This window comes from Arenivirga flava (assembly GCF_030161575.1).
GTDB classification, from domain to species: Bacteria; Actinomycetota; Actinomycetes; order Actinomycetales; family Microbacteriaceae; genus Arenivirga; species Arenivirga flava.
The window spans coordinates 445,608-469,124 of the sequence record NZ_BSUL01000001.1 but is presented as its reverse complement, the minus strand read 5'-3'; the positions used below and the strand labels follow the sequence as shown (position 1 = coordinate 469,124).

The 23,517-nt window shown below is 73.5% G+C and carries 18 protein-coding genes and 1 pseudogene; 11 read left to right on the top strand and 8 right to left on the bottom strand.

Features of this window, described 5'->3' with window-relative positions; genetic code table 11:
* Positions 1-6: 6 nt before the first annotated feature.
* Both QQK26_RS02290 and QQK26_RS02285 read right to left on the bottom strand, forming a co-directional pair.
* On the bottom strand, positions 7-1,098 hold the full coding sequence (locus QQK26_RS02290) for an extracellular solute-binding protein (protein WP_284229644.1): 1,092 nt from the start codon (positions 1,096-1,098) through the stop codon (positions 7-9).
* Positions 1,099-1,541: 443 nt separating this feature from the next.
* Positions 1,542-2,552, bottom strand: coding sequence for a LacI family DNA-binding transcriptional regulator (locus QQK26_RS02285; RefSeq protein ID WP_284229642.1), 1,011 nt, complete (start codon positions 2,550-2,552; stop codon positions 1,542-1,544).
* Between the two features lie 249 nt (positions 2,553-2,801).
* On the opposite strand from QQK26_RS02285, the gene QQK26_RS02280 reads away from it, so the two are divergent.
* From QQK26_RS02280 to QQK26_RS02235, 10 genes are all read left to right on the top strand, one after another.
* Positions 2,802-3,572: a LamB/YcsF family protein gene (locus tag QQK26_RS02280; protein ID WP_284229640.1), complete on the top strand. Its 771-nt coding sequence runs from the start codon at positions 2,802-2,804 to the stop codon at positions 3,570-3,572.
* The gene (locus QQK26_RS02275) at positions 3,569-4,285 is read left to right on the top strand and encodes a 5-oxoprolinase subunit B family protein (RefSeq protein ID WP_284229638.1); all 717 of its coding nucleotides are present in this window, start codon (positions 3,569-3,571) and stop codon (positions 4,283-4,285) included. The genes QQK26_RS02280 and QQK26_RS02275 overlap by 4 nt, the downstream gene beginning before the upstream one ends.
* Positions 4,282-5,325 (top strand): 5-oxoprolinase subunit C family protein, encoded by a 1,044-nt coding sequence (locus QQK26_RS02270; protein WP_284229636.1) that lies wholly within the window; start codon positions 4,282-4,284, stop codon positions 5,323-5,325. Before QQK26_RS02275 ends, QQK26_RS02270 begins: the two co-directional genes overlap by 4 nt.
* Positions 5,322-6,656 (top strand): MFS transporter, encoded by a 1,335-nt coding sequence (locus tag QQK26_RS02265; protein ID WP_284229634.1) that lies wholly within the window; start codon positions 5,322-5,324, stop codon positions 6,654-6,656. The genes QQK26_RS02270 and QQK26_RS02265 overlap by 4 nt, the downstream gene beginning before the upstream one ends.
* 29 nt (positions 6,657-6,685) lie before the next feature.
* The gene (locus tag QQK26_RS02260) at positions 6,686-7,441 is read left to right on the top strand and encodes an SDR family oxidoreductase (RefSeq protein WP_284229632.1); all 756 of its coding nucleotides are present in this window, start codon (positions 6,686-6,688) and stop codon (positions 7,439-7,441) included.
* Positions 7,438-8,181, top strand: a complete 744-nt coding sequence (locus QQK26_RS02255) for a 4-carboxy-4-hydroxy-2-oxoadipate aldolase/oxaloacetate decarboxylase (RefSeq protein WP_284229630.1) — start codon at positions 7,438-7,440, stop codon at positions 8,179-8,181. Before QQK26_RS02260 ends, QQK26_RS02255 begins: the two co-directional genes overlap by 4 nt.
* A complete protein-coding gene (locus QQK26_RS02250; RefSeq protein ID WP_284234412.1) occupies positions 8,138-9,388 on the top strand; it encodes an aminotransferase class I/II-fold pyridoxal phosphate-dependent enzyme in 1,251 nt (416 codons plus the stop codon). The genes QQK26_RS02255 and QQK26_RS02250 overlap by 44 nt, the downstream gene beginning before the upstream one ends.
* Before the next feature lie 68 nt (positions 9,389-9,456).
* Positions 9,457-10,503, top strand: coding sequence for a D-2-hydroxyacid dehydrogenase (locus tag QQK26_RS02245; RefSeq protein ID WP_284229624.1), 1,047 nt, complete (start codon positions 9,457-9,459; stop codon positions 10,501-10,503).
* An 11-nt stretch (positions 10,504-10,514) separates the two neighbouring features.
* Positions 10,515-11,285: an SDR family oxidoreductase gene (locus QQK26_RS02240; protein ID WP_284229622.1), complete on the top strand. Its 771-nt coding sequence runs from the start codon at positions 10,515-10,517 to the stop codon at positions 11,283-11,285.
* Positions 11,275-12,315, top strand: coding sequence for a zinc-binding dehydrogenase (locus QQK26_RS02235; RefSeq protein WP_284229620.1), 1,041 nt, complete (start codon positions 11,275-11,277; stop codon positions 12,313-12,315). Before QQK26_RS02240 ends, QQK26_RS02235 begins: the two co-directional genes overlap by 11 nt.
* Before the next feature lie 43 nt (positions 12,316-12,358).
* On the opposite strand, the gene QQK26_RS02230 is transcribed toward QQK26_RS02235, so the two are convergent.
* From QQK26_RS02230 to QQK26_RS02205, 6 genes are all read right to left on the bottom strand, one after another.
* A complete protein-coding gene (locus QQK26_RS02230; protein WP_284229618.1) occupies positions 12,359-14,089 on the bottom strand; it encodes an ABC transporter ATP-binding protein in 1,731 nt (576 codons plus the stop codon).
* On the bottom strand, positions 14,086-15,675 hold the full coding sequence (locus QQK26_RS02225; RefSeq protein ID WP_348520042.1) for an ATP-binding cassette domain-containing protein: 1,590 nt from the start codon (positions 15,673-15,675) through the stop codon (positions 14,086-14,088). The genes QQK26_RS02230 and QQK26_RS02225 overlap by 4 nt, the downstream gene beginning before the upstream one ends.
* Before the next feature lie 428 nt (positions 15,676-16,103).
* Positions 16,104-16,232 carry a hypothetical protein gene (locus tag QQK26_RS02220; protein WP_284229614.1) on the bottom strand — a complete coding sequence of 43 codons (129 nt, stop codon included), beginning with the start codon at positions 16,230-16,232 and terminating at the stop codon, positions 16,104-16,106.
* A gap of 259 nt (positions 16,233-16,491) precedes the next feature.
* Entirely contained in the window at positions 16,492-19,098 is a 2,607-nt protein-coding gene (locus QQK26_RS02215; protein ID WP_284234410.1) for a phosphoenolpyruvate carboxylase, read from the bottom strand.
* Between the two features lie 181 nt (positions 19,099-19,279).
* A complete protein-coding gene (locus tag QQK26_RS02210; RefSeq protein ID WP_284229612.1) occupies positions 19,280-20,953 on the bottom strand; it encodes an ABC1 kinase family protein in 1,674 nt (557 codons plus the stop codon).
* A 4-nt stretch (positions 20,954-20,957) separates the two neighbouring features.
* Positions 20,958-21,503: a PadR family transcriptional regulator gene (locus QQK26_RS02205; protein WP_284229610.1), complete on the bottom strand. Its 546-nt coding sequence runs from the start codon at positions 21,501-21,503 to the stop codon at positions 20,958-20,960.
* A 165-nt stretch (positions 21,504-21,668) separates the two neighbouring features.
* On the opposite strand from QQK26_RS02205, the pseudogene QQK26_RS02200 reads away from it, so the two are divergent.
* Positions 21,669-23,506, top strand: a pseudogene (locus QQK26_RS02200) (DEAD/DEAH box helicase).
* Positions 23,507-23,517: the final 11 nt, after the last annotated feature.

Genomic DNA, 23,517 nt, shown 5'->3' with positions numbered 1-23,517 from the left:
TCGGGGTCAGCCGATGACCTCGCGCTGCCAGCGCTCGTTCCACGCCTCGCGCACGGTCGAGAGCCACGCCTGGTCGAGCTCGATGACGTTCGTGGAGCCGTCGGTCTGCACGACGCGATCGGCGACCTCGGCCGGCAGCTCCGCATCCGTCACCGTCGGGGCGTAGAAGAGCGCGGCGGCGAAGGCCTCCTGCGCCTCGGCGGAGAGGGCGTAGTCGACGAAGGCCAGCGCGACCTCCTCGTTCGGGGAGCCCTCCCGGATGTTGATGGTGTTGAGCTGGTAGACCGTGCCCTCCTCGGGGATGGTCACGCCGAGCTTGCCGCCGCTCTGATCGGCGTAGAACTGCCCGCGGGCGTTCTGGCCGATGCCGAGCACGGTCTGCCCGGTGAGCACGCTCTGGTACTCGTCGGGGCTGGGCACCCAGGTCTGCACGTTCGGGGCCAGCTCCTGCAGCTCGGCGATGGTCTCGTCGATGCCCTGGGTGAAGTCCTCGCCGATGCGGTCGGCCGTGATCGCGGTGAGGTTGATGCCGAGACCCGAGGGCGGGGCCATCACCGAGACGCGGCCGGCGTAGTCGTCGTCCCAGAGCGCCTCCCAGCTGTCGGGCGCCTCGTCGAAGGTCTGCGCGTCGTAGAGCAGGCCGACGGCGTCGGCCATGACGACCGGACCGTAGCCGTCGGCGTTCTGGAACTCCGGGGCGACATCGGCGAGGTTCGGCACCTCGGTCTCGTCGTAGGTGCGGAACAGGCCGGTGGCGTTGCCGGTGTTGCCGACCGAGACGTCCATGATCGCGACGTCGCTGGTGGCTGCCGATCCCTCGGCCTGCAGGGCGCTGAGCATCTCGGCCGAGGAGCGCCGGGCGTTGTAGGTGACGGAGACGCCGGGGTTCGCCTCGAGGAACGGGTCGATGACGGCGGCGCGGTACTGCTCCTCCCAGATGGAGGCGTAGGCGGTGATGACGAGCTCGCCGGTCAGCCCGCCGCCGTCACCCGACGGCTCGGCGTCGGTGGTCGCCGAGCAGGAGCTGAGCAGCAGCGCGGTGGTCGCGGCGCCGGCGGCGATGACGGCGGTGCGACGAGCGCTTCGGGTGTACTTCACGGTGGTTCCTCTCGTGGTGCTTCGAGTTGCTGCGGCGTTGCAGTGACGGAACCGCAGCAGGTGGGGTGGAGCGGTGCGAGGCACCGGCGCGGTGGCCGGTGAGTGAACGCTAGGCAACGGCTTGTTACAACGGGGTAAATAGCCTCGGGTTTGCCAAGCGCGTGCCGAGAGCGCCACGCGATCCCCCGATCCAGCGGGAACGAGCGGATGCGGACCGTCGCAGATCTGGCAACGTTCTTGCCATTCGCGACGGCACGGGTGGTGCCGCACGGCGGATCGCGGCTCCCCTCGGAGGAGCTCCTCGGGAGGTCGTGCAGCGACGACCCGAGGGGACACCACGTGCTTCTCGGACGCGCGTGCGGCGCATCTTCCGCCCACTGGGGCGGGGGTTCATCGCGACGCGCTGCACTCGCCCGGCGCGTGCACGGGCGCAGAGACGACGGCTAGGCGGAGGGCGCGGGCGCGGTCGATTCGCGCACGGTGAGGTGCGTCGCCAGCGAGTCGAGCCGGTGCGGGCGACCCTTCGCCATGAAGCCGCTCAGCAGCAGGTCGGTGACCGCCCGACCGGCCTGCTCGCCGGAGGCGGTGACCGTGGTCAGTGGCGGCGAGGTGAAGGACGCGCCGAACACGTCGTCGCAGCCGACGACGCTCATGTCACGGGGCACCGTGATGCCGCGCTGCTGGAAGCGGCCGAGCGCACCGATCGCGAGGGTGTCGTTGAAGAAGATCGCGGCGCTCACCCGAGCGAGGGCCACCGCGTCGGCCGCCGCGGCACCGGCGGCGAGCGTCGGCCGGAACGCCCCGACCGCGACGAGCTCGGCGGCGTTGCGCTCCGCGACCGCCTCGAGCGCGGCGAAACGCGCCTTGTCGGTCCAGGACGTCGCCGGCCCGCGTACGTAGGCGATGCGCTCGTGGCCGAGCGAGACGAGGTACTCGAACGCCTGGGCCACGCCCGCCGCGGTGTCGATGAGCACGCCGGAGATCCACGGTACGTCGCGGTTGAGCACGACCAGCGGCACCCGCTCGGCGATCTGCGCGAGCAGCGCGTCGTCGGATCGGGGCGAGACGACGACGATGCCGTCGACCGAGTGCGCGAGCTCGTCGAGCAGATCCGCCTCGACCTGCTCGCTCTCCTCGCTCGCGGCGAGCAGCGGCAGGAAACCCGCGGCCTGCGCCTGCGCCTGGCTGCCGCGGATGAAGTCGAGCAGGAACGGGTTGGTGAGGTTCGGCAGCAGCAGCGCGATGGTGCCGCGGGCGACCCGGCGCCGCTGCTCGGCCATCGCGGCCGAGCCGTAGCCCAGCTCGCGCGCCTTGCGCGCGACGCGCTCGTACATCTGCGGACTCACGCGGTTCGGGTTCGACAGGGCGCGGGAGACGGTCGACGGGGCGACGCCGCAGGCCGCGGCGATCTCGGTGAGGGTGACGCGGCGCTGCACGCGGCGGGAGGGCTGCACGATCGGCTCCTCGGGTTCGACGGGACGGATGGGCGCCTCGGCGTCGGCGGCGTCGGCGGCGGTGGCAAGCGATCCGGCAACTTTCGTGCCACGTTTCCGCGGCCATGATCGCCCTGCATCCGCACCCTACGGGGTTCCGGGACGGCGATCTGGCACGGAGTTGGCAAGGTCGATGAGGCGTAACACCGCCGAAACGTAGCGTTTCCTACGTTGCTCGGTAAGGACGCCGCAACGGAAGGGCTCATCAGCATGACGCACCGCACCATCGACCTGGTCGCCGATCTCGGCGAGAGCTTCGGCGACTGGAGCATGGGTGACGATGCCGCACTGCTCGAGATCCTCTCCTCCGCCAACGTCGCCTGCGGCTTCCATGCCGGCGACCCGAGGGTGATGGACCGCACCGTCGCGGAATGCGTGCGCCGCGGGGTCGCCGTGGGCGCGCATCCCGCCTTCCCCGACCTGGTCGGCTTCGGCCGCCGTGCGATGGACCTCACCGGCTACGAGGTGCGCACCGACGTCGTCTACCAGCTCGGCGCCCTGCGCGCCGTGGCCGCGTACCACGGCGCCGAGGTCGTGCACCTCGCCCCGCACGGGCGCCTCGGCAACCTCGTGGCGACGCGGCAGGACTACGCGGATGCGGTCGTGGACGCGGTGCGCCATGTCGACCCCTCGCTGCGGATCCTGGCCCAGGACGGCTGCCTGGCCGACGCGGCCCGAGCGGACGGGATCGCCGTCGGCATCGTCGGCATCGTCGACCGCGCCTACGAGGACGACGGCACGCTCGTGCCGCGCTCGCAGCCCGGCGCGGTGCTGCACGACGCCGGCGAGATCGCGGAGCGGGCCCTGCGCATGGTGCTCGAGGGCGTCGTGATCAGCCGCGCCGGCACCGTCGTGCCCGTGGACTGCGACTCGATCCTGCTGCACGGCGACTCCCCCGAGGCCGTTGCCGTGGCGCAGCGCATCCGCGCCGGGTTCGAGACGAACGGCATCGCCATCGCAGCGCCCGGGCGGCGTGCGTGAACGGCATCGAGATCGCCCCGTGCGGACCCGCCGCGCTGCGGGTCACCGGCGTCTCGGGCGATCGCGAGCGCGACTGGCGGACGGTGCACCATCTCGCGCGCGGTCTCGCCGCCGAGGCACCGGCCGGCTACCTCGGCAGCATCCCCACCTACGAGTCGGTGCTCGTCGAATTCGATGCGCTCGCGACCACGGGCGCCCGCATCCGCTCGGTGGTCGACGCCCTGCTCGACGCCATCGACGCCGACGCACCGCTCAGCGAGCGGCCGCGCCGCTTCACCGTGCCGGTGGTCTACGGCGGCGAGCACGGGCCCGACCTCGACGACGTCGCTCGGCTCACCGGCCTGGACGCCGCCGAGGTGGTCCGCCTGCACGGCGAGCCCACGTACACGGTGCGCTGCCTCGGCGCCCCTGGAGGCTCACCCATGCTCGACGGCCCGGCGTTCCCGGTGCCCGTGCCGCGGCTCGCGAGCCCCCGCACGAGCGTGCCGGTCGGCGCGATCTCGGTCGCGGGGCGGCAGGCCACGCTCACACCCGCCGTAGCCCCCGGCGGCTGGTGCGTCATCGGCCGGACTCCGCTGCGGGTGATGGACCTGACCCAGGAGCCCCCGGTGCCCTACCGCCCGGGCGACACCCTGCGCTTCCGCGCCATCGACGACGCGGAGTTCGCGCGGCTCGACGGCGCCATGCTGCGGGCCGAGGAGGTGCTCGCATGAGCGGCGCCCTGCTCGTCACCGAGTCCCGCGTGGCCGTGGTCACCGATCTCGGGCGAGCGCGCGGGCCGGCGCTGGGGCTGCCCGTCAACGGCGCACTCGACCAGTACTCGGCACGCGTGGGCAACATCCTCGTCGCCAACGACGAGGGTGCTCCGATCATCGAGGTCACCGCCTTCGACCTCGCCTTCACCGCGGATGCGGACGTGCTGCTCGCGGTCACCGGCGCTCCCATGGGCGTGCGCGTCGACGGCGTGCCGCGCCCGATGTGGGAGCCCGTCTCCGTGCGCGCCGGCCAGTCGGTGAGCCTCGCGGGCATGACCGAGGGGCTGCGCACCTACGTGGCCGTGCACGGCGGCTTCGACGTGCCGCTGCTGCTCGGCAGCTGCGCGCCCGACACGGTCGCGGGTTTCGGCACCGTGCTCGCCCCCGGGACCGCGCTGCCCGTGCGCCGCTCGATCGATCCGATCGTCAATCCCTACTTCGACATGTCCCTGTTCAACCTGGACGTGCTCGTGCCCTACCTCGGCGGCGACGCGATCATCGACGTCACCGACGGCCCCGATGCGGAGCAGTTCGCGGGAACGGCCGACCGGCTGCTCCGCGAGCCGTTCACGGTCACCGCCAAGAGCAACCACATCGGACTCCGCCTCACCGGCGACCTGCCCGTGCGGCGCAGCACCGAGGAGGTGATCTCGCGCGGCGTGCCCGTCGGCGCCGTCGAGGTGCCTCCCGGCGACGAGCTCCTCGTCCTCCACCGCGGACGCGGGGTCACGGCGGGCTACCCCGTCCTCGCCGTCGTCGCACCCCTCTCGCTCGACGATCTCGGGCAGGTGCGACCCGGCCAGCGGGTGCGCTTCCGTCACTCGACGGTGGAGCAGGCCGAGCGGAACGCGCGACTGTGGCGCGACCGCCTCGATGCCCTGCGACAGCGCATCGGCACCATCTACTCCTGCCTCGGCGTCGCCGCCCAGCTCGGGCTGCCCGAGGCCGTCCCGTCCGCCGCAGCGGACCACACCATCGCTTGGGAAGTGCACTCATGACCGCGTCATCCACCGTTCCGGCCACCGCCGTGCAGCAGGAGCACCCGTCCAACCGACGCGTGCTCGTCGCCGGCTGCATCGGCATCTTCGTCGAGCTCTACGACAACGGCATCTTCGCCTTCATGGCGGCGGCCCTCGCCATCGTCTTCTTCCCCTCCGGCGACCCCACCACCGCGCTGGTGTTCGTCTTCGCCGGCTACGCCGTCTCCTTCTTCGTCCGTCCGCTCGGCGCGATCTTCTTCGGGCTCATGGGCGACCGCTTCGGCCGCCAGCGGATGCTCGTGGCCGTGATCATGCTGATCAGCGTCGCGACGGCGGGCCTCGGCCTGCTGCCGCCCTACTCGGCCATCGGCATCGCGGCACCCATCCTGCTCGTGCTGTTCCGCCTCATGCAGGGCTTCTCGGTCGGCGGCGAGGCGGCCGGCGCGATGACCTTCCTGGCCGAGCACGCCCCCGAGGGCCAGCGCGGCTTCAACACGAGCCTCGCCCAGATCGCCTCCTTCGGCGCGCTCCTCGTGGGCACGCTGGTCGCCTTCATGATGTCGCCCTGGCTGACCGACGAGGCGCTCACCGGCGACGGCTTCGGGGCCTGGGCCTGGCGCATCCCCTTCCTCGTCGCGGTGCCGCTCGGTGTGATCGGCTTCGTCATCCGCAAGTCGCTCGACGACACCCCCAACTTCAAGAAACTGCAGCAGGAGGGCGGTCTGAGCCGCAATCCGCTCAAGGAGGCCTTCTCCACGCCGGAGCACCGCAGGGCGATGCTGCTCGCGCTCTTCATCCCGCTCATGAACGGCTCCGGCTACTACGTGCTCTTCTCCTACATGCCCACCTTCCTCAAGGGCGAGACCATCGGCTTCGACATGGGCACGGCACTCGTCGTCACCGCCTCCAGCCTCGTGGCGATCTGCATCGCGATCCCGATCATGGGAGGCCTCTCCGACAGGATCGGGCGCAAGCGGGTGCTCGCCGGGGCGGCCATCGCCATGGCGGTGCTCGCCGTGCCGAGCTACGCGCTCATCGCCACCGGGCAGCTGCCGCTCGCGATCCTCGGCGCGTGCGTCATGGCCGTCGTCTTCGCGGGGCACACCGCGGTCATCCACATCATGATCGTCGAGCTGTTCCCGACCCGCATCCGCTACAGCGCCTACGGGCTGGGCTACAACATCTCCTCCGCCCTCTTCGGCGGCACCGCCCCGCTGCTCATGACCTGGCTCATCGGCAGCACCGGCAACGTCTACATGCCCGCCTTCTACGCGGTGCTCACCTCGCTCGGCACGCTCGCCGCGGTGCTCACGGTCAAGGACCGCGCCCACCAGCCGCTGCGCGACTGAGCCCCTCCGACCTCCACGAAAGGAATCACGTGCCGTACTCCGATTACCGCACCGCCCTGGTCACCGGCGCCTCCACCGGCATGGGCGCCGCCATCGTCGAGCAGTTCCGCGAACGGGGGCTCGAGGTGCACGCCGTCGCCCGCGACGCCGAGCGCCTGCGCCGGCTCGCGGACGAGACGGGCGCGATCCCGCACGCGGTGGACCTCGCCGACGTCGACGCCCTCGAGCGCGAGCTCGGCGGTCTCGAGATCGACGTGCTCGTCAACAACGCCGGCGTCAGCGCCACCGGCAACATCCTCGACGCGAGCCGCGCCACGGTCGACGCGATGATCGACGTGAACGTCGGCGCCGTGCTGCACCTCGCACGGCTGCTGCTGCCGGGCATGGTGGAGCGCGATCTGGGCCACGTCATCAACATCTCCAGCATCGCCGGTCGTTACAACTTCTTCGGCCACACCGCCTACCACGCGACCAAGGCCGCCGTCGGGCAGATCTCCCGGCAGCTGCGCAACGACACCGTCGGCAAGCGCATCCGCGTGACCGAGGTGTGCCCGGGCCGGGTCGAGACCGAGATCTTCGGGCGCAACCTCGGCGGCACCCCCGAGGCGCTGCAGCAGGCCTGGGAGACCTACTACGAGGGCTACGAGTCGCTGACCACCGCCGACATCGTCAGCACGGTCGACTTCGCGGTCGCCGCGCCGCGGCACGTCAACCTCGGCCTCATCGAGATCACCCCAACCTTCCAGGTCGCCGGCGGCCTGACCTTCGATCGGAGAGAAGCATGAGCATCGCCCCCGCGGTCACCCGCATCGCACCCCCGCACGTCACCACCCGCATCGAGCGAGCGGATGCGGCGGCCATCGAACGCCTCGGGCGCAGCAGCTCGGCCACCATCCACGAGGCCCAGGGACGCCGCGGCGCGCTCTCCTCCACGATCAAGCCGATCGACCTCGAGAGCTCCTTCATCGGGTCCGCCGTCACGGTGGTCGGCGGGGTGCGCGACAACCTCATGCTGCAGGTCGCGATCCACTTCGCCCAGCCCGGCGACGTGCTCGTCGTCTCGACCGGCGCGTTCGCCGAGGCCGGCACCTTCGGCGACGTGCTCGGCAACGCCTGCAAGGCCAAGGGCATCGCGGCCCTCGTCACCGACGGCGGCGTGCGCGACACCCAGGACCTGCGGGCGCTCGGCCTGCCGGTCTTCTCGGGCTCCGTGTCGATCAAGGGCACGGTCAAGGAGACCCTCGGCTACATCAACCAGCCGCTGGTCTTCGGCGACGAGATCATCCACCCCGGTGACGTGATCAAGGGCGATGCCGACGGCATCGTGGTCGTGCGCCGCGAGGAGATCGACGAGGTCATCGCGCTCAGCGAGGCACGCGACGCCGATGAGCGCGAGCTCATCGAGCTCTACAAGCAGGGCCGCACCACGATCGACCTCTGCAAGCTGCACGACAAGCTGCGCGAGAAGGGCATCACCACCGATCTCGACGGCATCGACCCGGACCAGGGACTGGGCGAGCGGTGAGCGACAGCACGATCGTCTCGTCGCGGGTGCGGCGCATCCGCGACTCGCCGAGCTCGGCCGCGGCAGCCAAGGTGCGCGAGCTCAAGGCCGCCGGGCGCGAGATCATCGACCTCACCGTGGGCGAGCCCGACTTCGACACGCCCCGCAACGTGAAGGATGCGGGCATCGCCGCCATCGAGGCCGGCGAGACGAAGTACACCCCCGTCAACGGCACCCCCAGCTGCGCGCCGCGATCCTCGAGCGCACCGAGCGCGCGACCGGCGTGGCCTACGACCAGAGCTGGATCACGGTCGGCGGAGGCGGCAAGCAGGTCATCTACATGGCCTTCTCCGCGACCCTCGACCACGGTGACGAGGTCGTGATCCCCGCGCCCTACTGGGTCTCGTACCCGGACATGGTGCTCGCGAACGACGGCACGCCCGTGATCGTCGAGACCTCGTCCGAGCAACGGTACAAGCTCACCCCCGAGCAGCTCGAGGCCGCCATCACGGAGCGCACGAAGTGGGTCATCCTCAACGCGCCCAGCAACCCGTCCGGCGTGGTCTACAGCCGTGCCGAGCTCGAGGCGCTGGCCGCCGTGATCGAGCGGCACCCGCACGTCTGGGTGCTCACCGACGAGATCTACGACGAGATCCTCTTCGCCGACGAGCCCTTCGTGAGTCTCGCCGAGTCGGCGCCCTCCATCCGCGACCGGGTCTTCAGCGTCAACGGCGTCTCGAAGAGCTATGCGATGACCGGTTGGCGACTCGGCTACGGCATCGGCCATCCCACGCTGGTCGGCGCGATCAACAAGCTGCAGTCGCAGGTGTCGTCGTGCCCGTCGTCGATCAGCCAGGCGGCGGCGGCGGAGGCGCTGACGGGCGATCAGGGCTTCGTGAGGGAGAGCGTCGCCGCCTACCGCGCGCGGCGCGACCTCGCGGTCGAGCGCTTCGGCGCGATCGACGGTCTCGAACCGCTCGTGCCCGACGGCGCCTTCTACCTCTACGTCGACTGCGCCGGACTGATCGGCCGCACGACGCCGGACGGCACCGTGCTCGAGGACGACCAGCAGGTCACCCTGCACCTGCTCGAGGCCGCCGGCGTCGCCGTGATCCAGGGCTCCGCCTACGGCACCGCGCCGTTCTTCCGCATCTCCTTCGCCACCAGCGAGGAGGTCATCGAGCGCGGCGCGGCCGCGGTCGACGCCGCGGTGCGCGCCCTGCGCTGACCCACCCGGGCGCCCGCCGAGCACCCGGCATGCGCCCCGCACGCATCCCGAGAGGAGCCCACCCCCGCATGACCACCCTCCGCGTCGCCGTCGCGACCCCGCTGAGCGAGGAGCTCTGCGCCCTGATCGAACGCACGGAGCCGCGCGTCGAGCTCGTGCGCGAGCCGTCGCTCCTGCCGCCCATGCGCTGGCCGGCCGACTACTCCGGCGACCCGTCCTTCGCCCGCACTCTCGAGCAGCAGGCCGCCTTTGAGGCGCTGATCGACGAGGCGGACGCCCTCTACGGCATCCCCGACGTCGATCCGGCCGCGCTCGCCCGAGCGGTGCGAGCGAACCCGCGCCTGCGCTGGGTGCAGACCATGGCCGCCGGCGGCGGCGCGCAGGTGCGCGCTGCCGGCCTCGACGACTCGGAGCTCGGGCGCGTCGCGTTCACGACGTCGGCCGGCGTGCACGGCGCGCCGCTCGCCGAGTTCGCGCTCCTCGGCGTCCTCGCCGGCGCGAAGGGGCTGGTGCGCCTCCAGCGCGATCAGGCCGCCCGCACGTGGCCGGGCCGCTGGACCATGGGGCAGCTCGCCGAGCAGACCGTGCTCGTGCTCGGCTTCGGCGGCATCGGCGAGCGCACGGCGCGCATCCTCTCCGCCCTCGGCGCCACGGTGATCGCGACCAGCCGCTCGGTGACGCACACCGACTTCCCGGTCGAGCTGGTGCATCCGGACCGCCTGATCGAGGTCGCGCCGCGCGCCCACGCGATCGTCAACACGCTGCCGGGCACCGACGCCACGAACGGGTTGCTCGGGGCCGAGCTGCTGGGCGCGGCCCGCGACGGGGTCACCGTCGTCAACGTCGGCCGCGGCACCGTCGTCGACGAGGAGGCGCTGATCGCCGGCCTGCGCAGTGGCCGGGTCGGCTACGCCGCGCTCGATGTCGTCGCCGTCGAGCCGCTCGCCGCCGACAGCCCGCTCTGGGGCCTCGAGAACGTGCTCATCAGCCCGCACACCGCCGCGCTCTCGCACGGCGAGGAACGCGCCATCGCCGAGCTCTTCGCCGACAACGCGCGGCGCCTGCTCGATGGCGAGCCGCTGCGCAACCGCGTGAACACCGTCGAGTTCTACTGATCCGGAGCACCATGACCAGCCTCTTCGACCTCAGCGGGCGCCTCGCCCTCGTCACCGGCTCGAGCCGCGGCATCGGCCGCGAGATCGCCCTCGCCCTCGCCGACGCCGGCGCCTCGCTCGTACTCAACGGGCGCGACCCCGAGCGCCTCGAGGCGACCCGCGCCGCCTTCGCGGAGCGCTACGGCGAGCAGCGCATCGGTGCCATCGCCTTCGACGTCACGGATGCGGATGCGGTGGCCGCGTCGGTCGCGCGCATCGAGCGGGAGATCGGCCCGCTGCGCATCCTCGTCAACAACGCCGGCATCCAGCACCGGGTGCCCATGCTCGACCTCGACGTGGCCGACTGGCGACGCGTGATCGACACCGACCTGACCAGCGCCTTCCTGGTCGGCCGCGAGGCGGCCCGGCACATGATCGGCCGCGGCGAGGGCAAGATCATCAACATCGCCTCGGTGCAGACCGACCTGGCCCGCCCCACGATCGCCCCGTACACCGCGGCGAAGGGCGGCCTGCGCAACCTCACCCGCGCGATGACGGCCGAATGGGCGCAGCACAACCTGCAGATCAACGCGATCGCGCCCGGCTACATCCGCACCGAGATGACGCAGAGGCTGATCGACGACGAGGCGTTCAACGGCTGGATCCTGGGGCGGACGCCCGCCAACCGCTGGGGCGAGGTGCGGGACCTCGCCGGCCCCGCCGTCTGGCTCGCCTCGGACGGCAGCGACTTCGTCAACGGACAGGTCGTCTTCATCGACGGTGGGATGACCGTTGTCGTCTGATCAGCGCCCGAACCTCGCCGTCGTCGCGCACGCGGCGGGCGATCTGCGCGTCGAGGCGCGCCCCGAACCCCGTCCGGCGCCCGATGAGGCCGTCCTCGCGATCGCCTACGGCGGGGTGTGCGGCAGCGATCTGCACTACTGGCTGCACGGTGCCGCGGGAGCGTCGGTGCTCAAGCGTCCGATGGTGCTCGGTCACGAGATCGTCGGCACGGTGCTCGAGGCCGCAGCGGACGGCTCCGGTCCTGCGACGGGCACCCGTGTCGCGGTGCATCCGGCCACCCCCGGCGGAACCGGAGCGCGCTGGCCCGCCGACCGCCCCAACCTCTCCCCGGGCGTCACCTACCTGGGCAGCGCGCAGCAGGACCCGCACACGGAGGGCGCCTTCGCCCGACGCGTGGCGCTGCCGAGCCGCATGCTGCGCCCGCTGCCCGACGGCCTCGAGCTGCGTACCGCCGCGATCGTGGAGCCCGCAGCCGTTGCCTGGCACGCGGTGCGCCGCGGCGGCGACGTCGCCGGCAAGCGGGTGCTCGTCATCGGCGCCGGCCCCATCGGCGGGCTCATCGTGGCCGTGCTGCGCCGCGCCGGGGCTGCGGAGATCGTCGCGGTCGATCTGCAGGCCTCCGCGCTCGCTCGCGCTCGCGCCCTCGGCGCCACCCGCACCATCCCGGCCACGGATGCGGCCGCGGTCGCCGCCGTCGATGCGGACGTGACGTTCGAGTCGTCGGGCAGCCTCCGCGGCCTGTCGTCCGCGATCGGCGCGACGACCCGGGGCGGACGCCTGGTCATGGTCGGGCTGCTCCCCGCCGGCGAGCAGCCCGTCCTCATCGCCACGGCCCTCCAACGCGAGCTCGAGCTCGTCGGCTCGTTCCGCTTCAACGGCGAGATCGACGAGGTGATCGCCGCGCTCGCGGACGGCTCGCTCGATGCCGCTGCCGTCGTCACGCACGAGTACCGCGTGGAGGACGCGCTCGAGGGGTTCGGTGTCGCGCGCGACGCGGCCGTCTCGGGCAAGGTGCTGCTGCGGTTCTGAGCCGCGGCGCACGGCCGCAGCCGTCGAGGCGGCGACGGTCCGCTCAGCGCGCCCGGGCCTCGATGCTCGCGAAGGCCCCGCCCGTGGCGCGGAGCGCGCCGGCGAGGCCCGTCTCGAGCACCCGCCCCGCATCGAGGACCACGACCGGCGAACCGTCGGGCACGAGGTCGGCGCGGTGCGTGATCTCGACGACGGTGAGCCCCGGATGCCGTTCCAGCAGCCGCGCGCGCACGGTCGCGGCGGTGGCGCCGTCGAGCTGGCTGAGCGCCTCGTCGAGCACGAGCACCTCCGGCTCGGCGACGAGCGCGCGGGCCAGTGCGATCCGCTGGCGCTGCCCGCCGGAGACGTCGACGCCGCGCTCGCGCAGCGGCGTGTCGAGCCCCGCGGGCAGACCGGCGAGCCAGTCGTCGAGGGCGACGGTGCGCAGCGCGTCGAGCAGCCGCGCGTCGTCGGCGTCGGGCGCGGCGAGCCGCAGGTTCGACGCCACGGTGCCGCTGAGCAGCACGGGCTGCTGCGGGGCGAGCGCGACCCGCCGCCGCAGCGCGTCCAGCGGCAGAGCGGTCAGCGGGACGCCGTCGAGCGAGACGGTGCCCGCATCCGGGTCCCATCCGCGCAGCAGTAGGGCGCCGAGGCTGCTCTTGCCGCTGCCCGAGACGCCCACGATGGTCGACCAGTCGCCGGCGGCGAGCTGCAGGCTCACCGCGTCGAGCGCCGGGCGGGCGCGGCCCGGGTAGGTGAGCGATATGCGGTCGAGCACGATGCCGGGAGCGGATGCGGCCGGCGGGGCCGATCCCGCCGGTCCGGTCCCCGCGGGGCCGGCCCCCGTCGTCGCGGTGTCGTCGCGCACGAGCGGCTGCGCCTCCACCACCTCGCGCACGCGCGCCGCGGCGGCGAAGGCCGTGTCGAGTCCGCTGGCGAAGGCGTCCACGCCGCGGATGGGCGTCCACAGGCCCGCGGCGACCGCGAGGGCGAGCAGCGCATCCGCTCCGTCCGCGGCGACGGCGAGCACCGCGACCAGCGAGCCGCCGAGCAGCGCCGTGACGCACGCGGTGCGCACGCCCTGCAGCGCACCGTCGCGGCTGCGGGCGGCGGTCAGCGCACGGTCGGCGCCGTCGAGGGCGTCGAGGCGGGCGTGCTGGATGCCGAAGCCGAGCACCTCGCGGATGCCCTGCAGGTCGTCGCCGATCCGGGCGGCGAGCGCGCCCCGACGCGCGGCGACCGCGCGGGCGCCGCGCCAGGACGCGCCGCCGGCGAGGAAGGGCAGCGCGATCGCGGCGGCGGCGAAGGGGGCCAGGACGAGCGCCAGCCGGGCGTCGACCGCCGCGCCGAGCCAGAGGAGCGCGATCGCCGGCACGGCCACCGCGGAGATCGCGGGCGGCATCGTGTGGGCGAAGAACACCTCGACGCGGTCGATGTCGCGGGTCGCGCGCTCGGTGAGCTCGGCGCCGGCGCGGCCCTGCGTGGCGGCCGGGGCCTGCGGTGCGAGCCGTGCGAAGAACAGCTCGCGCAGCCGCTGCAGCGCGGTGAAGGCCACCCAGTGCCCCGCGTACTGCTCGAGGTAGCGCAGTGCCGCCTTGACGAGCGCGATGCCGACCAACCAGCCCGCGAGCGCCCACGTCGGCGGCTCGGCGGCGACGACCGCCGCCGCGGCGACCACGAGCAGGGCGACGCCGAGCAGCTGCTGCAGCACGCGCGCCAGCACGGAGACGCCGAGCACCGGCAGCAGGCCGCGGATGCCGCTCAGCAGCCAGCGCAGCACGGCGAGCCGGTTCACGAGGCGCCCCCGAGCGCGATGACGCGGTCGGCGGCGAGGATGGCGCCGGGCCGATGGGCGATCATGAGCACCGTGCGCCCCGCGGCCAACCGGTCGAGCGCCGCGAGGATCGCGGCCTCGGCGGCCAGATCGACCTGCGAGGTCGGCTCGTCGAGCAGCAGGATGGGCGCGTCGCGCAGGAACGCGCGAGCGATCGCGAGGCGCTGGGCCTGTCCGCCGGAGAGCAGCGCGCCCTGCTCGCCGACCTCCGCGCCGAGCCCGTCGGGCAGGGCGGCGATCTCCTCGCGCAGCCCGGCGGCGTCGAGCGCGGCCCAGAGCTCGGTGTCGGAGGCCTCCGGCGCGGCGACGCGGAGGTTGTCGGCGACGCTGCCGAGGAACAGGAAGCTGCGCTGCTCGACGACCGAGAGCCGTTCGCGGAGCGCGGCCGGGTCGCCGACGAGGCCGTCGACGATCACGCGCCCCTCGCTCGGCAGGAGATGCCCCTGGATGAGCGCGGCGGCCGTGGACTTGCCGACGCCGCTCGGCCCGACCAGCGCCACCCGCTCCCCCGCCTCGACCCGCAGCGAGAGCTCGCGCAGCACGGGCTCGGCACCGGGCCAGCCCGCGGTGACCGCATCGAGCACGATCGAGCCGGCCGGCGCATCCGCTCGCTCCGCACCATCGCGCCGGCGCGGCCCGGCGAGGTGGGCGGCGATCTGCCCCTGCGCGGCGCGACCGCCGATGCCGACGTAGAAGAACTGGCCGATCATGTCGACCGGCCCGGTGACGAGCAGCGCGACGAGCAGCACCGCCGCGCCCTCGCCGAGCGTCAGCGCCCCCGAGGCGACCCGCGCGGCGGCGATGACGGCCGCGGCCACGATGACGCCGAGCGAGAACACGGCGTCGACGACGAGGATGAACAGCTGGTTGCCCGCGAGCACCCGCAGCAGGTCGCGGCGGTAGGCCTCGCCGCGGCGGGCGAGCTCCTCGCCGGTGCGCCGGGCGGCGCGCGCGTAGACGAGTGCGCCGATCGCCTGGATCGCCTCGAGGAACTCGGCGGTGAGGCGCGCCTGCGTGCGCCGCGAGGCGCCGCCGAGCGGGCGGACCAGGCGCTGGAAGCCCCCGATGATGGGCGGCACGACGAGCAGGAGCGCGGCGAGCAGGCCTGCGGCGACGGGATCGACCGTCACGGCGAGCACCGCGAGGGCGAGCAGCGGGCTGGTGAGCGCCCCGAGCATCGGCCCCAGGAACGCCGCCCGGTACTGCGCCACGCGCTCGACCGCGCCGGTCGCCAGCGCGAGCAGGGCGCCCGTGCGCCCGGCGACGTCCACCGCGCCGCGCTCGAACGCCCGGGCGAGCACGGTGCCGCGCAGCCGCCGCTCGGCATCGGCCGCCGCCCGCTGCGAGAACCAGGCGCCGAGACCCGCGAGCACCCCGGCGAGCACGGCGAGCACGCCCATGCCGAGCAGGCCGTCGGGCCGGCTGCCGGCCAGCAGGTCGTCGATGCCGTGACCGGCGAGCACGAACAGCACGGCGGTGGCGGATGCGGACCCCCACGCGAGCGCCGCCGACGCGACGAGCGCCCACCGCGGGCTCGCCGCGCGGATCGCGGCCGGCAGCGGCCCGGAGGCGGCGCCGGGGTGCCCGGGCCGCCCCGCGTGTTCGGCGTGACCGGGACGCCCCGTGTGCCCGGGGTGCCCCGCGTGCCCGGAGTGACCGCCGCCGGGACGACCCCTCCGGGTGCCGCGGCGCCGGGATGCGCTCCGCCGGGGCGTGCGACCACTCCGCCCGGGCGCGGGTCGGTTCCGTGCGCCGGACGCTCTGCGGTCATGGGGTGCCTTGCCGTTCGTGCGGTGGCCGGCGACGGGGCCGCGACGGCGGCCGGCTGCGTACGCCGGAGCCGAGCGCTGGGCATCGGCGAGGCCATGCTACCGGCGGCGCACGGCCCGCCCGACCCGAGGCCGGCGGCGCTGGGCGGGTGCACAGGAAGCGCCGGCCGAGAGGGCGCGTCGGCGACGCGGAACGGGCGCGTGACTCAGCGGGTCAACGCGAGCACCACCAGCACGGCGGCGCCGATGGCGAGCACCACGGCGATCGGAATGAGGATGCGGTCCATCCGATCGGGGCGGCGCGGCGGCTTCCGACGGTGCGAGCGAGCGGACATCGGACCTCCTGGTGCAGTGGACTTCGTACGCGCAGCGATCCGGGACGGCTCCTTCGCGGCTGGTCCACTGAACTGCTCCGATTCTGAGGGGTCCCCGTCCGGGTGGCAACGCCCCCGCAGGGGGCACGGCTCGGCGCGGACGGCGTGCGGCCCGGCGTGCCGGAGCGCGAGGCTGTTCGGGGCCGTCGGCGGCAGCAGCCGACACGACGCGGGGCGCGCCGACCGTGGTCGACGCGCCCCGCGGGACGAGCGGATGCGCTCAGCCCGTGTTCTGGAGACCGGCCGCGACGCCCGAGACGCTGAGCAGCAGCAGACGCTGCAGGTCGGGGTCGACCTCGGCGCCCTCGGGCGCGTCGCGGAGCGCGCGCAGGGCGCGCAGCTGCAGCAGCGAGAGCGCGTCGACGTACGGGCTGCGCATCTTGACGGCGCGCTGCAGCACGGGCTTGTTCGAGAGCACCTCGCCGCCGCCGGCGATGCGCACCACCCAGTCGCGGGTGAGCGCCATCTCGTCGAGCACGAGCTGCGCGAGGTCGTCGCGGTCGCCGAGCGCCAGGTAGTGGCGTGCGATGCGCTCGTCGGCCTTCGCGAGGCTCATGGCGACGTTGTCGATCATGGTGTGCAGCAGCGGCCAGTCGCGGTAGGCCTGCTGCAGCAGCGGCAGGTCGCCGACCGCCTCGAGCGCCGTGCCGAGGCCGAACCAGCCGGTGAGGTTGATGCGCGCCTGGGTCCAGGAGAAGACCCACGGGATCGCCCGCAGGTCCTCGAGCGACGACACCGAGAGGCCGCGGCGGGCCGGGCGCGAGCCGAGCGCGAGCTGGCCGATCTCCTCCATCGGGGTGACGGTGGCGAACCAGGGCGCGAAGCCCTCGGCCTTCACGAGCGCGAAGAAGCGCTCGCGCGAGGCGGCGTCCATCGTCGCGGCGACCTCGGCGTAGCGGGTCGCGGCGCCCTCGTTGCGCTGCTCGATCGAGGGGGCCGACGCCAGCAGCACGGCCGCGGCGACCTGGTCCATGTGGCGCATGGCGATGTCGGAGTCGCCGTAGCGGGCGAAGATGACCTCGCCCTGCTCGGTGAGCTTGAAACGGCCGTCGACCGAGTGCGGGGGCTGGCCGAGGATGGCCGAGTTGGCGGGGCCGCCGCCGCGGCCGAGCGCGCCGCCGCGCCCGTGGAACAGCGTCAGCTCGATGCCGGACTCACGAGCCCAGTCGGCGATCCTCTGCTGCGCCTCGTAGAGGGCCAGGGTCGCCGCGACCGGGCCGACGTCCTTCGACGAGTCGGAGTAGCCGAGCATGACCTCGAGCTTGCGGCCGGTGGCCTCCAGGCGCGCGGCGAACTCGGGGTGCTCGACGATCTCTGCGAGGATCGCGGGCGCCGCCTGCAGGTCGGCGAAGGTCTCGAACAGCGGCACCACGTCCAGCACGGGCGGGGTGCCCTCGGGACCCACCGCCGCCCGCGCGAGGCGGTGCACGTTGGCGAGGTCCTCGGCGGACTGCGTGAACGAGACGATGTAGCGGCCCGCCGCCGCGGGTCCGAAGCGGTGCTGGATGTGCGCGATCGTGCGCACGGTCTCGAGCACCTCCTCGGCCTGCTCGCCGAGCGCGCCGCCCGCGTCGATCTCCGCGAGCACCTTCGCGTGCACGGCGGAGTGCTGGCGCACCTCGAGCTCGGCCAGGTGGAAGCCGAAGGTCTCCACCTGCCAGAGCAGCTCCTGCAGGGCGCCGAAGGCCTGCCGGTGGGCGCCGGCCGCGGCCAGCGAGTCCTGCACGGTGCGCAGGTCGGCGAGCAGCTCGGCCGGCTCGCGGTAGGCGAGGTCGGCGTCGCGGGAGCGGGTCGCGCCGATGCGGCGGCCGATGAGCAGCACGGCGGCCCGGTGCAGCTCGCCGGGCGAGCGCTCCAGGATCTCGGCTGCGGCGGCGTCGGCGTCGGCCATGCGCTGGAAGAGCTGCTGCAGGGCGGCGGATGCGGGGGTCGTGCCGACGTACAGGGTCAGCGAGCGGCCGATGCGCTGCGCCGAGCGCTCCAGGCCGATGAGCACGTGCTCGCTGGCGATGCCCGCGGCCTTGCGGGTGACCTTGGCGGTGACGAAGGGGTTGCCGTCGCGGTCTCCGCCGACCCAGGTGCCGACGCGCACGAAGGGGCGCACCACGGGCCGCACAGCACCGGCCCGGTCGCCCTGCAGGATCGCCTCGATGCGGCGGTACACCTCCGGCACCGCCGTGTAGAGGGTCTCGTCGAAGGCCGCCATGACCGAGCGCACCTCGTCGACCGGGGTCGGCTTCTCGGAGCGCAGGGGGGCCGTGCGCCAGAGCGTGTCGACCTCCTCGAGCATGCTGCGGCGGATGCGGCCGCCCTCGGGGCCCTCGACCGCGGCGCCGGAGCCCCCGCCGTCGAGCTCGTCGAGCAGGCCCGCGAGGCGGCGGATGCTGTCCGAGATGGCGCGGCGGCGCGCCTCGGTCGGATGCGCCGTGAAGACGGGGTGGAAGCGCAGCGACTGCAGGTGCTCGCGCGCGGCCTCCTCGCCGAGCTCGGCGGCGAGCTGGGCGTAGGCGCCGGGCACGGTGTCGGTGCGGGTGGCGTCGACGTCGGTACGGGCGCGCTCGCGGAGCACGCGCACGCGCTGGTGCTCCTCGGCGAGGTTCGCGAGGTGGAAGTAGACGGTGAAGGCGCGGGCGACCTCCTCGGCGCGCGCCGAGGGCAGGGCGTCGGCGATCGCGACGGCGCGGTCGAAAGCCTCGCCGCTCTCGTCCGTGTAGGCGTCGATGGTGGCGGTGCGCAGGCGCTCGACGTCCTCGAAGAGGCCGGGCGATCCGCTCTCGCGCAGCACGCGTCCCAGCAGCTCGCCGAGCAGGCGCACGTCGGCGCGCATCCGCTCGGGGATCTCCTGACCCGCCGTGACCCGCGCGATCGATCCGGTGTTCAGTGAAGTCGTTTCGGGCACGCGCCTACGGTACCGGCAGCGCGCAGCGGATGAGGACACGGCTGCGGCCCATCCCGGCCGCTGCCGCCGGGAGAGCGGTCCGGCCGCGTCACGGGAGGTCGAGGAGGGGTCAGCCGGGCAGTCGTCCCGCGAGCACGGCGTGCAGCAGCGGCACGACCGAGGCGACGAGCAGCACGGTGCCGAGCACCGGATCGTCGGCGCGCAGGATCGCGCCGCCGATGAGCAGACCGCCGAAGAGCGTCGCCGAGACGAGGCGGCGGCCGGTGCGCTCCAGCCGCGCGACCCGGCGCTCGAGCCGGGGCGATTCGATCGCGACGTCCCCGTCCTCGATGCGGGTGATGAGCGCATCCGCTCGTCGTGGCAGGCGCCAGGCGAGCCCGGCGATCTCGAGGGCCTCGCGGCCGAGGTCGTCGACGACGTTGCCGCGCTCGTCCTCGATGAGCTGCGCGGCGTAGGGCTCGACCGAGTCCCAGAGGTTGAAGCTCGGCACCAGCGCGCTGCAGACGCCCGAGGTGAGCGACATCGCGCGGATCACGAGCAGGAAGTTCTCGGGCAGCTGGAACGGCAGCGCCCGCACCACGTCGCCGAACTCGACGGCGAAGGCGCGGAACTCGCGCGGGTCGACCTCGCGCAGCTCGGCGAAGCCCATGCCGCCGAAGCGGCCGAAGAGGTGCGTCATCGCCCGCTCGAGCTCGCGGGTGTCGGCGCTCGGCAGCAGCACCCCCACGTCGCGGATGGCGTCGACCAGCCCCCGGCCGTCGCGCGAGGCGGCGGCGATGAGCAGCTTGCGCAGTCCGCCGCGCAGGGTGGCCGGCACCTCGCCCATCATCCCGAAGTCGATGAACGTGAGCCGCCATCCCTCCGCCCGCGGCGTGACGAAGAGGTTGCCGGGGTGCGGGTCGGCGTGGAAGAAGCCGTGGGTGAAGAGCTGGTCGAACATGACCTCGGCGAAGACGGGGGCGACCTCGGCCGGGTCGATCCCGGCGGCGCGCAGACCGTCGACGTCGGTGATCTTGATCGCGGTGACGTCCTGCAACGTCAGCACGCGACGCGTGGTCCGCTCCCACACCACCGCGGGCACCGACACGCGGGCATCGTCGGCGAACAGCGCCGCGAAGCGCTCCGAGTTCGCCGCCTCGTGCAGGTAGTCGATCTCCTCGAGGCTCGTGACCGCGAACTCCTCGACGAGCGAGGGCATGTCCACGCGGTCGCTGACGAGCCGCACGCGGCTGAGCCAGCCGCCCACCTTGCGCAGCGCCGCGAGATCGACCGCGACGATGTCGTCGATGCCGGGGCGCTGCACCTTGAGCACGACCTCCGAGAGGCCGGTCTCCATCGCGTCGAGCGGGCCGAGCCGGGCGCGATGCGCCTGACCCAGCGAGGCGGCGGCGATCGGATGCGGGTCGACGCTCGCGAAGGCGCGCTCCAGCGGCATGCCGAGCTCCGCCTCCGCCGCGGCGGCGATCCGCTCGAAGGGCACCGCCGGCACCTCGTCCTGCAGCCCCTCGAGCTCCGCCGTGATCTCGGGCGGCAGCACGTCGAGGCGCGATGACATGAACTGCCCGACCTTGGTCATCAGGCCGCCGAGATCGACGGCGAGGACGTGGAAGCGGCGGGCGAAGCGCCGCATCCGCCGCGCCCTGGTGCGCTCGGCGATGCGAGCGAGCCCGAGGCGCGGCAGCGCGATCTCGAACCACCAGGTGATCGCGAGGTGCCAGGAGGCGAAGCGCAGGATGCGGCGGTAGCGGGCGCGGTGCAGCTCGGGCGGCTGCGCCTGGGTCACCGCCTCAGCCCTGGGCGAGGATCGAGTACAGCCTGCGGCGCGCCTCGTCGAGCACGGCCGTGCCCTCCTGCACCTGCTCCGGCGTGCCGGTGCGGGCGAGCTGCGCGGCAGCCTGGGCGAGCTCGATGCCGGCCTTCGGCAGGGCGGTGGGGCTCGGGGTGCCGGCGGCGCCCTCCGCGCCGCTCCAGGCGGTGGCGCCCTCGGCGTCGGCGACCTCGCGGCCGGCCGCGGTGAGCGCGTAGGTCTTGCGGCCGCCGGACTCCTCGGAGCTGACGAGCCCCTCGTCCGTGAGCAGCTGCAGGGTCGGGTAGACGGAGCCGGCGCTCGGCTTCCAGGCACCGCCGCTGCGCTCCTCGATGTCGCGGATGATCTGGTAGCCGTGCTTCGGCTCCTCGGCGAGCAGGGCGAGCACGGCGGCGCGCACGTCGCCGCGGCCGGCGCGGCGGCCGACCTTCTGCTCGAACTGGCTGCGCAGCTGCTCGAACGCCTGCATCAGCTGGTCGGCGTGCTGCCCGGAGCCGAAGCCCCCGGCGCGGAACGCGTTGCTCATCCTGACCTCCCGGTCGTGTCGTCGGTTCGCCTTGAACGATATATCGCCGAGCGGATGGGCGACACGGCTCCGCGCATCCGCTCGGCTGCATTCCAGCGACCTCACGGACGGGCCCGGGATCCCCGCCGAATCGGCCGTCGCGGGCCGAGCGGATACCCTGGTCGGATGACCGAGAACGAGCCCACCACCGAGGCGACCGCCGAGTCGCCGACCTTCACCGATCTGGGGCTCGACGCCGCGGTCCTCCGCGCCCTCAAGGACGTCGGATACGAGACCCCGTCGGCCATCCAGGCCGCCACCATCCCCCGCTGCTGCAGGGCCGCGACGTCATCGGCATGGCGCAGACCGGCACCGGCAAGACCGCGGCCTTCGCGCTGCCGATCCTCTCGCAGCTCGACAGCTCGCAGCAGACGCCGCAGGCGCTCGTGCTCGCGCCCACGCGCGAGCTCGCGCTGCAGGTCTGCGAGGCCTTCGAGCGCTACGCGTCGCACCAGAGGAACGTGCACGTGCTGCCCATCTACGGCGGCCAGGGCTACGGCACCCAGCTCTCGGCGCTGCGCCGAGGCGTGGACGTGGTCGTCGGCACCCCCGGCCGCATCATGGACCACCTCGAGAAGGGCACCCTCGACCTCTCCGAGCTGCGCTTCCTCGTGCTCGACGAGGCCGACGAGATGCTCAAGATGGGCTTCGCGGAGGACGTCGAGACGATCCTCGCCGACACCCCCGACACCAAGCAGGTCGCGCTCTTCTCCGCGACGATGCCGGCCCAGATCCGCCGCATCTCGCAGCAGTACCTCACCGATCCCGAGCAGATCACGGTCAAGTCGAAGACCTCGACGAACACGAACATCACGCAGCGCTACCTCGTGGTGTCGTACTCGCAGAAGGTCGATGCGCTCACCCGCATCCTCGAGGTCGAGAACTTCGATGGGCTCATCATCTTCGTCCGCACGAAGAACGAGACCGAGACCCTGGCCGAGAAGCTGCGGGCCCGCGGCTACACCGCCGCCGCGATCAGCGGCGACGTGGCCCAGGCCAACCGCGAGAAGACGGTGAACCAGCTCAAGGCCGGCAAGCTCGACATCCTCGTCGCCACCGACGTCGCCGCCCGCGGCCTCGACGTCGAGCGCATCACCCACGTGGTCAACTTCGACCTGCCGATCGACACCGAGTCGTACGTGCACCGCATCGGCCGCACCGGCCGTGCCGGCCGCACCGGCGACGCGATCAGCTTCGTCACCCCGCGCGAGCGCCGCACCCTCGCCAACATCGAGAAGGCCACGCGCCAGACGCTCGACCAGATGCAGCTGCCGAGCGTCGAGGACGTCAACGCGACGCGCCTGAGCCGCTTCGACGAGGCGATCACGACGGCGCTCGAGAGCACCGACCGCATCGCCGCCTTCCGCGACATCATCGCCCACTACGTCGAGCACCACGACGTGCCCGAGGCCGACGTCGCCGCCGCGCTGGCCGTCGTCGCGCAGGGCGAGACGCCGCTGCTGCTCGACCCGGAGGTCGAGCGCCAGGAGCGGTTCGAGCGGGGCAGCCGCGACCGCGACGAGCGCGCCGCCCGACGCGACGACCGCGGTGAGCGTCCCGAGCGCCGGCCGCGCGGCGGTGGCGACTTCGTGCAGTACCGCCTGGCCGTCGGCAAGCGCCAGCACGTCGACCCGCGCCAGATCGTGGGCGCGCTCGCGAACGAGGGCGGCTTCCGCCGCGAGGACTTCGGCCGCATCGACATCAAGCCGAACTTCTCGCTCGTCGAGCTGCCGGCCGACCTGCCCGCCGATGCGCTCGACCGTCTGCGCGACACCCGCATCAGCGGCCAGCTCATCGAGATCCGCCGCGACAGCGGCGCCCCGCGCCGCAGCGAGCGCGCGCCGTGGAGCGACCCGCGCGGCGAGCGGCCGGAGCGCCGCGACCGCGACGACCGGGGTGCGCGCGGAGGCCGCGACGACCGCGGACCGCGCGACGACCGACCGGCCCGCAAGCCGCGCCACTGATCGAACGGCAC

Bases quoted from the DNA above. Each gene is read 5' to 3' on its own strand.
- QQK26_RS02280 (WP_284229640.1), top strand. From the start codon at position 2,802: ATGACGCACCGCACCATCGACCTGGTCGCCGATCTCGGCGAGAGCTTC.
- QQK26_RS02270 (WP_284229636.1), top strand. From the start codon at position 4,282: ATGAGCGGCGCCCTGCTCGTCACCGAGTCCCGCGTGGCCGTGGTCACC.
- QQK26_RS02265 (WP_284229634.1), top strand. From the start codon at position 5,322: ATGACCGCGTCATCCACCGTTCCGGCCACCGCCGTGCAGCAGGAGCAC.
- QQK26_RS02255 (WP_284229630.1), top strand. From the start codon at position 7,438: ATGAGCATCGCCCCCGCGGTCACCCGCATCGCACCCCCGCACGTCACC.
- QQK26_RS02245 (WP_284229624.1), top strand. From the start codon at position 9,457: ATGACCACCCTCCGCGTCGCCGTCGCGACCCCGCTGAGCGAGGAGCTC.
- QQK26_RS02240 (WP_284229622.1), top strand. From the start codon at position 10,515: ATGACCAGCCTCTTCGACCTCAGCGGGCGCCTCGCCCTCGTCACCGGC.
- QQK26_RS02220 (WP_284229614.1), bottom strand. From the start codon at position 16,232: ATGTCCGCTCGCTCGCACCGTCGGAAGCCGCCGCGCCGCCCCGATCGG.
- QQK26_RS02215 (WP_284234410.1), bottom strand. From the start codon at position 19,098: ATGCGCGCCGACGTGCGCCTGCTCGGCGAGCTGCTGGGACGCGTGCTG.
- QQK26_RS02205 (WP_284229610.1), bottom strand. From the start codon at position 21,503: ATGAGCAACGCGTTCCGCGCCGGGGGCTTCGGCTCCGGGCAGCACGCC.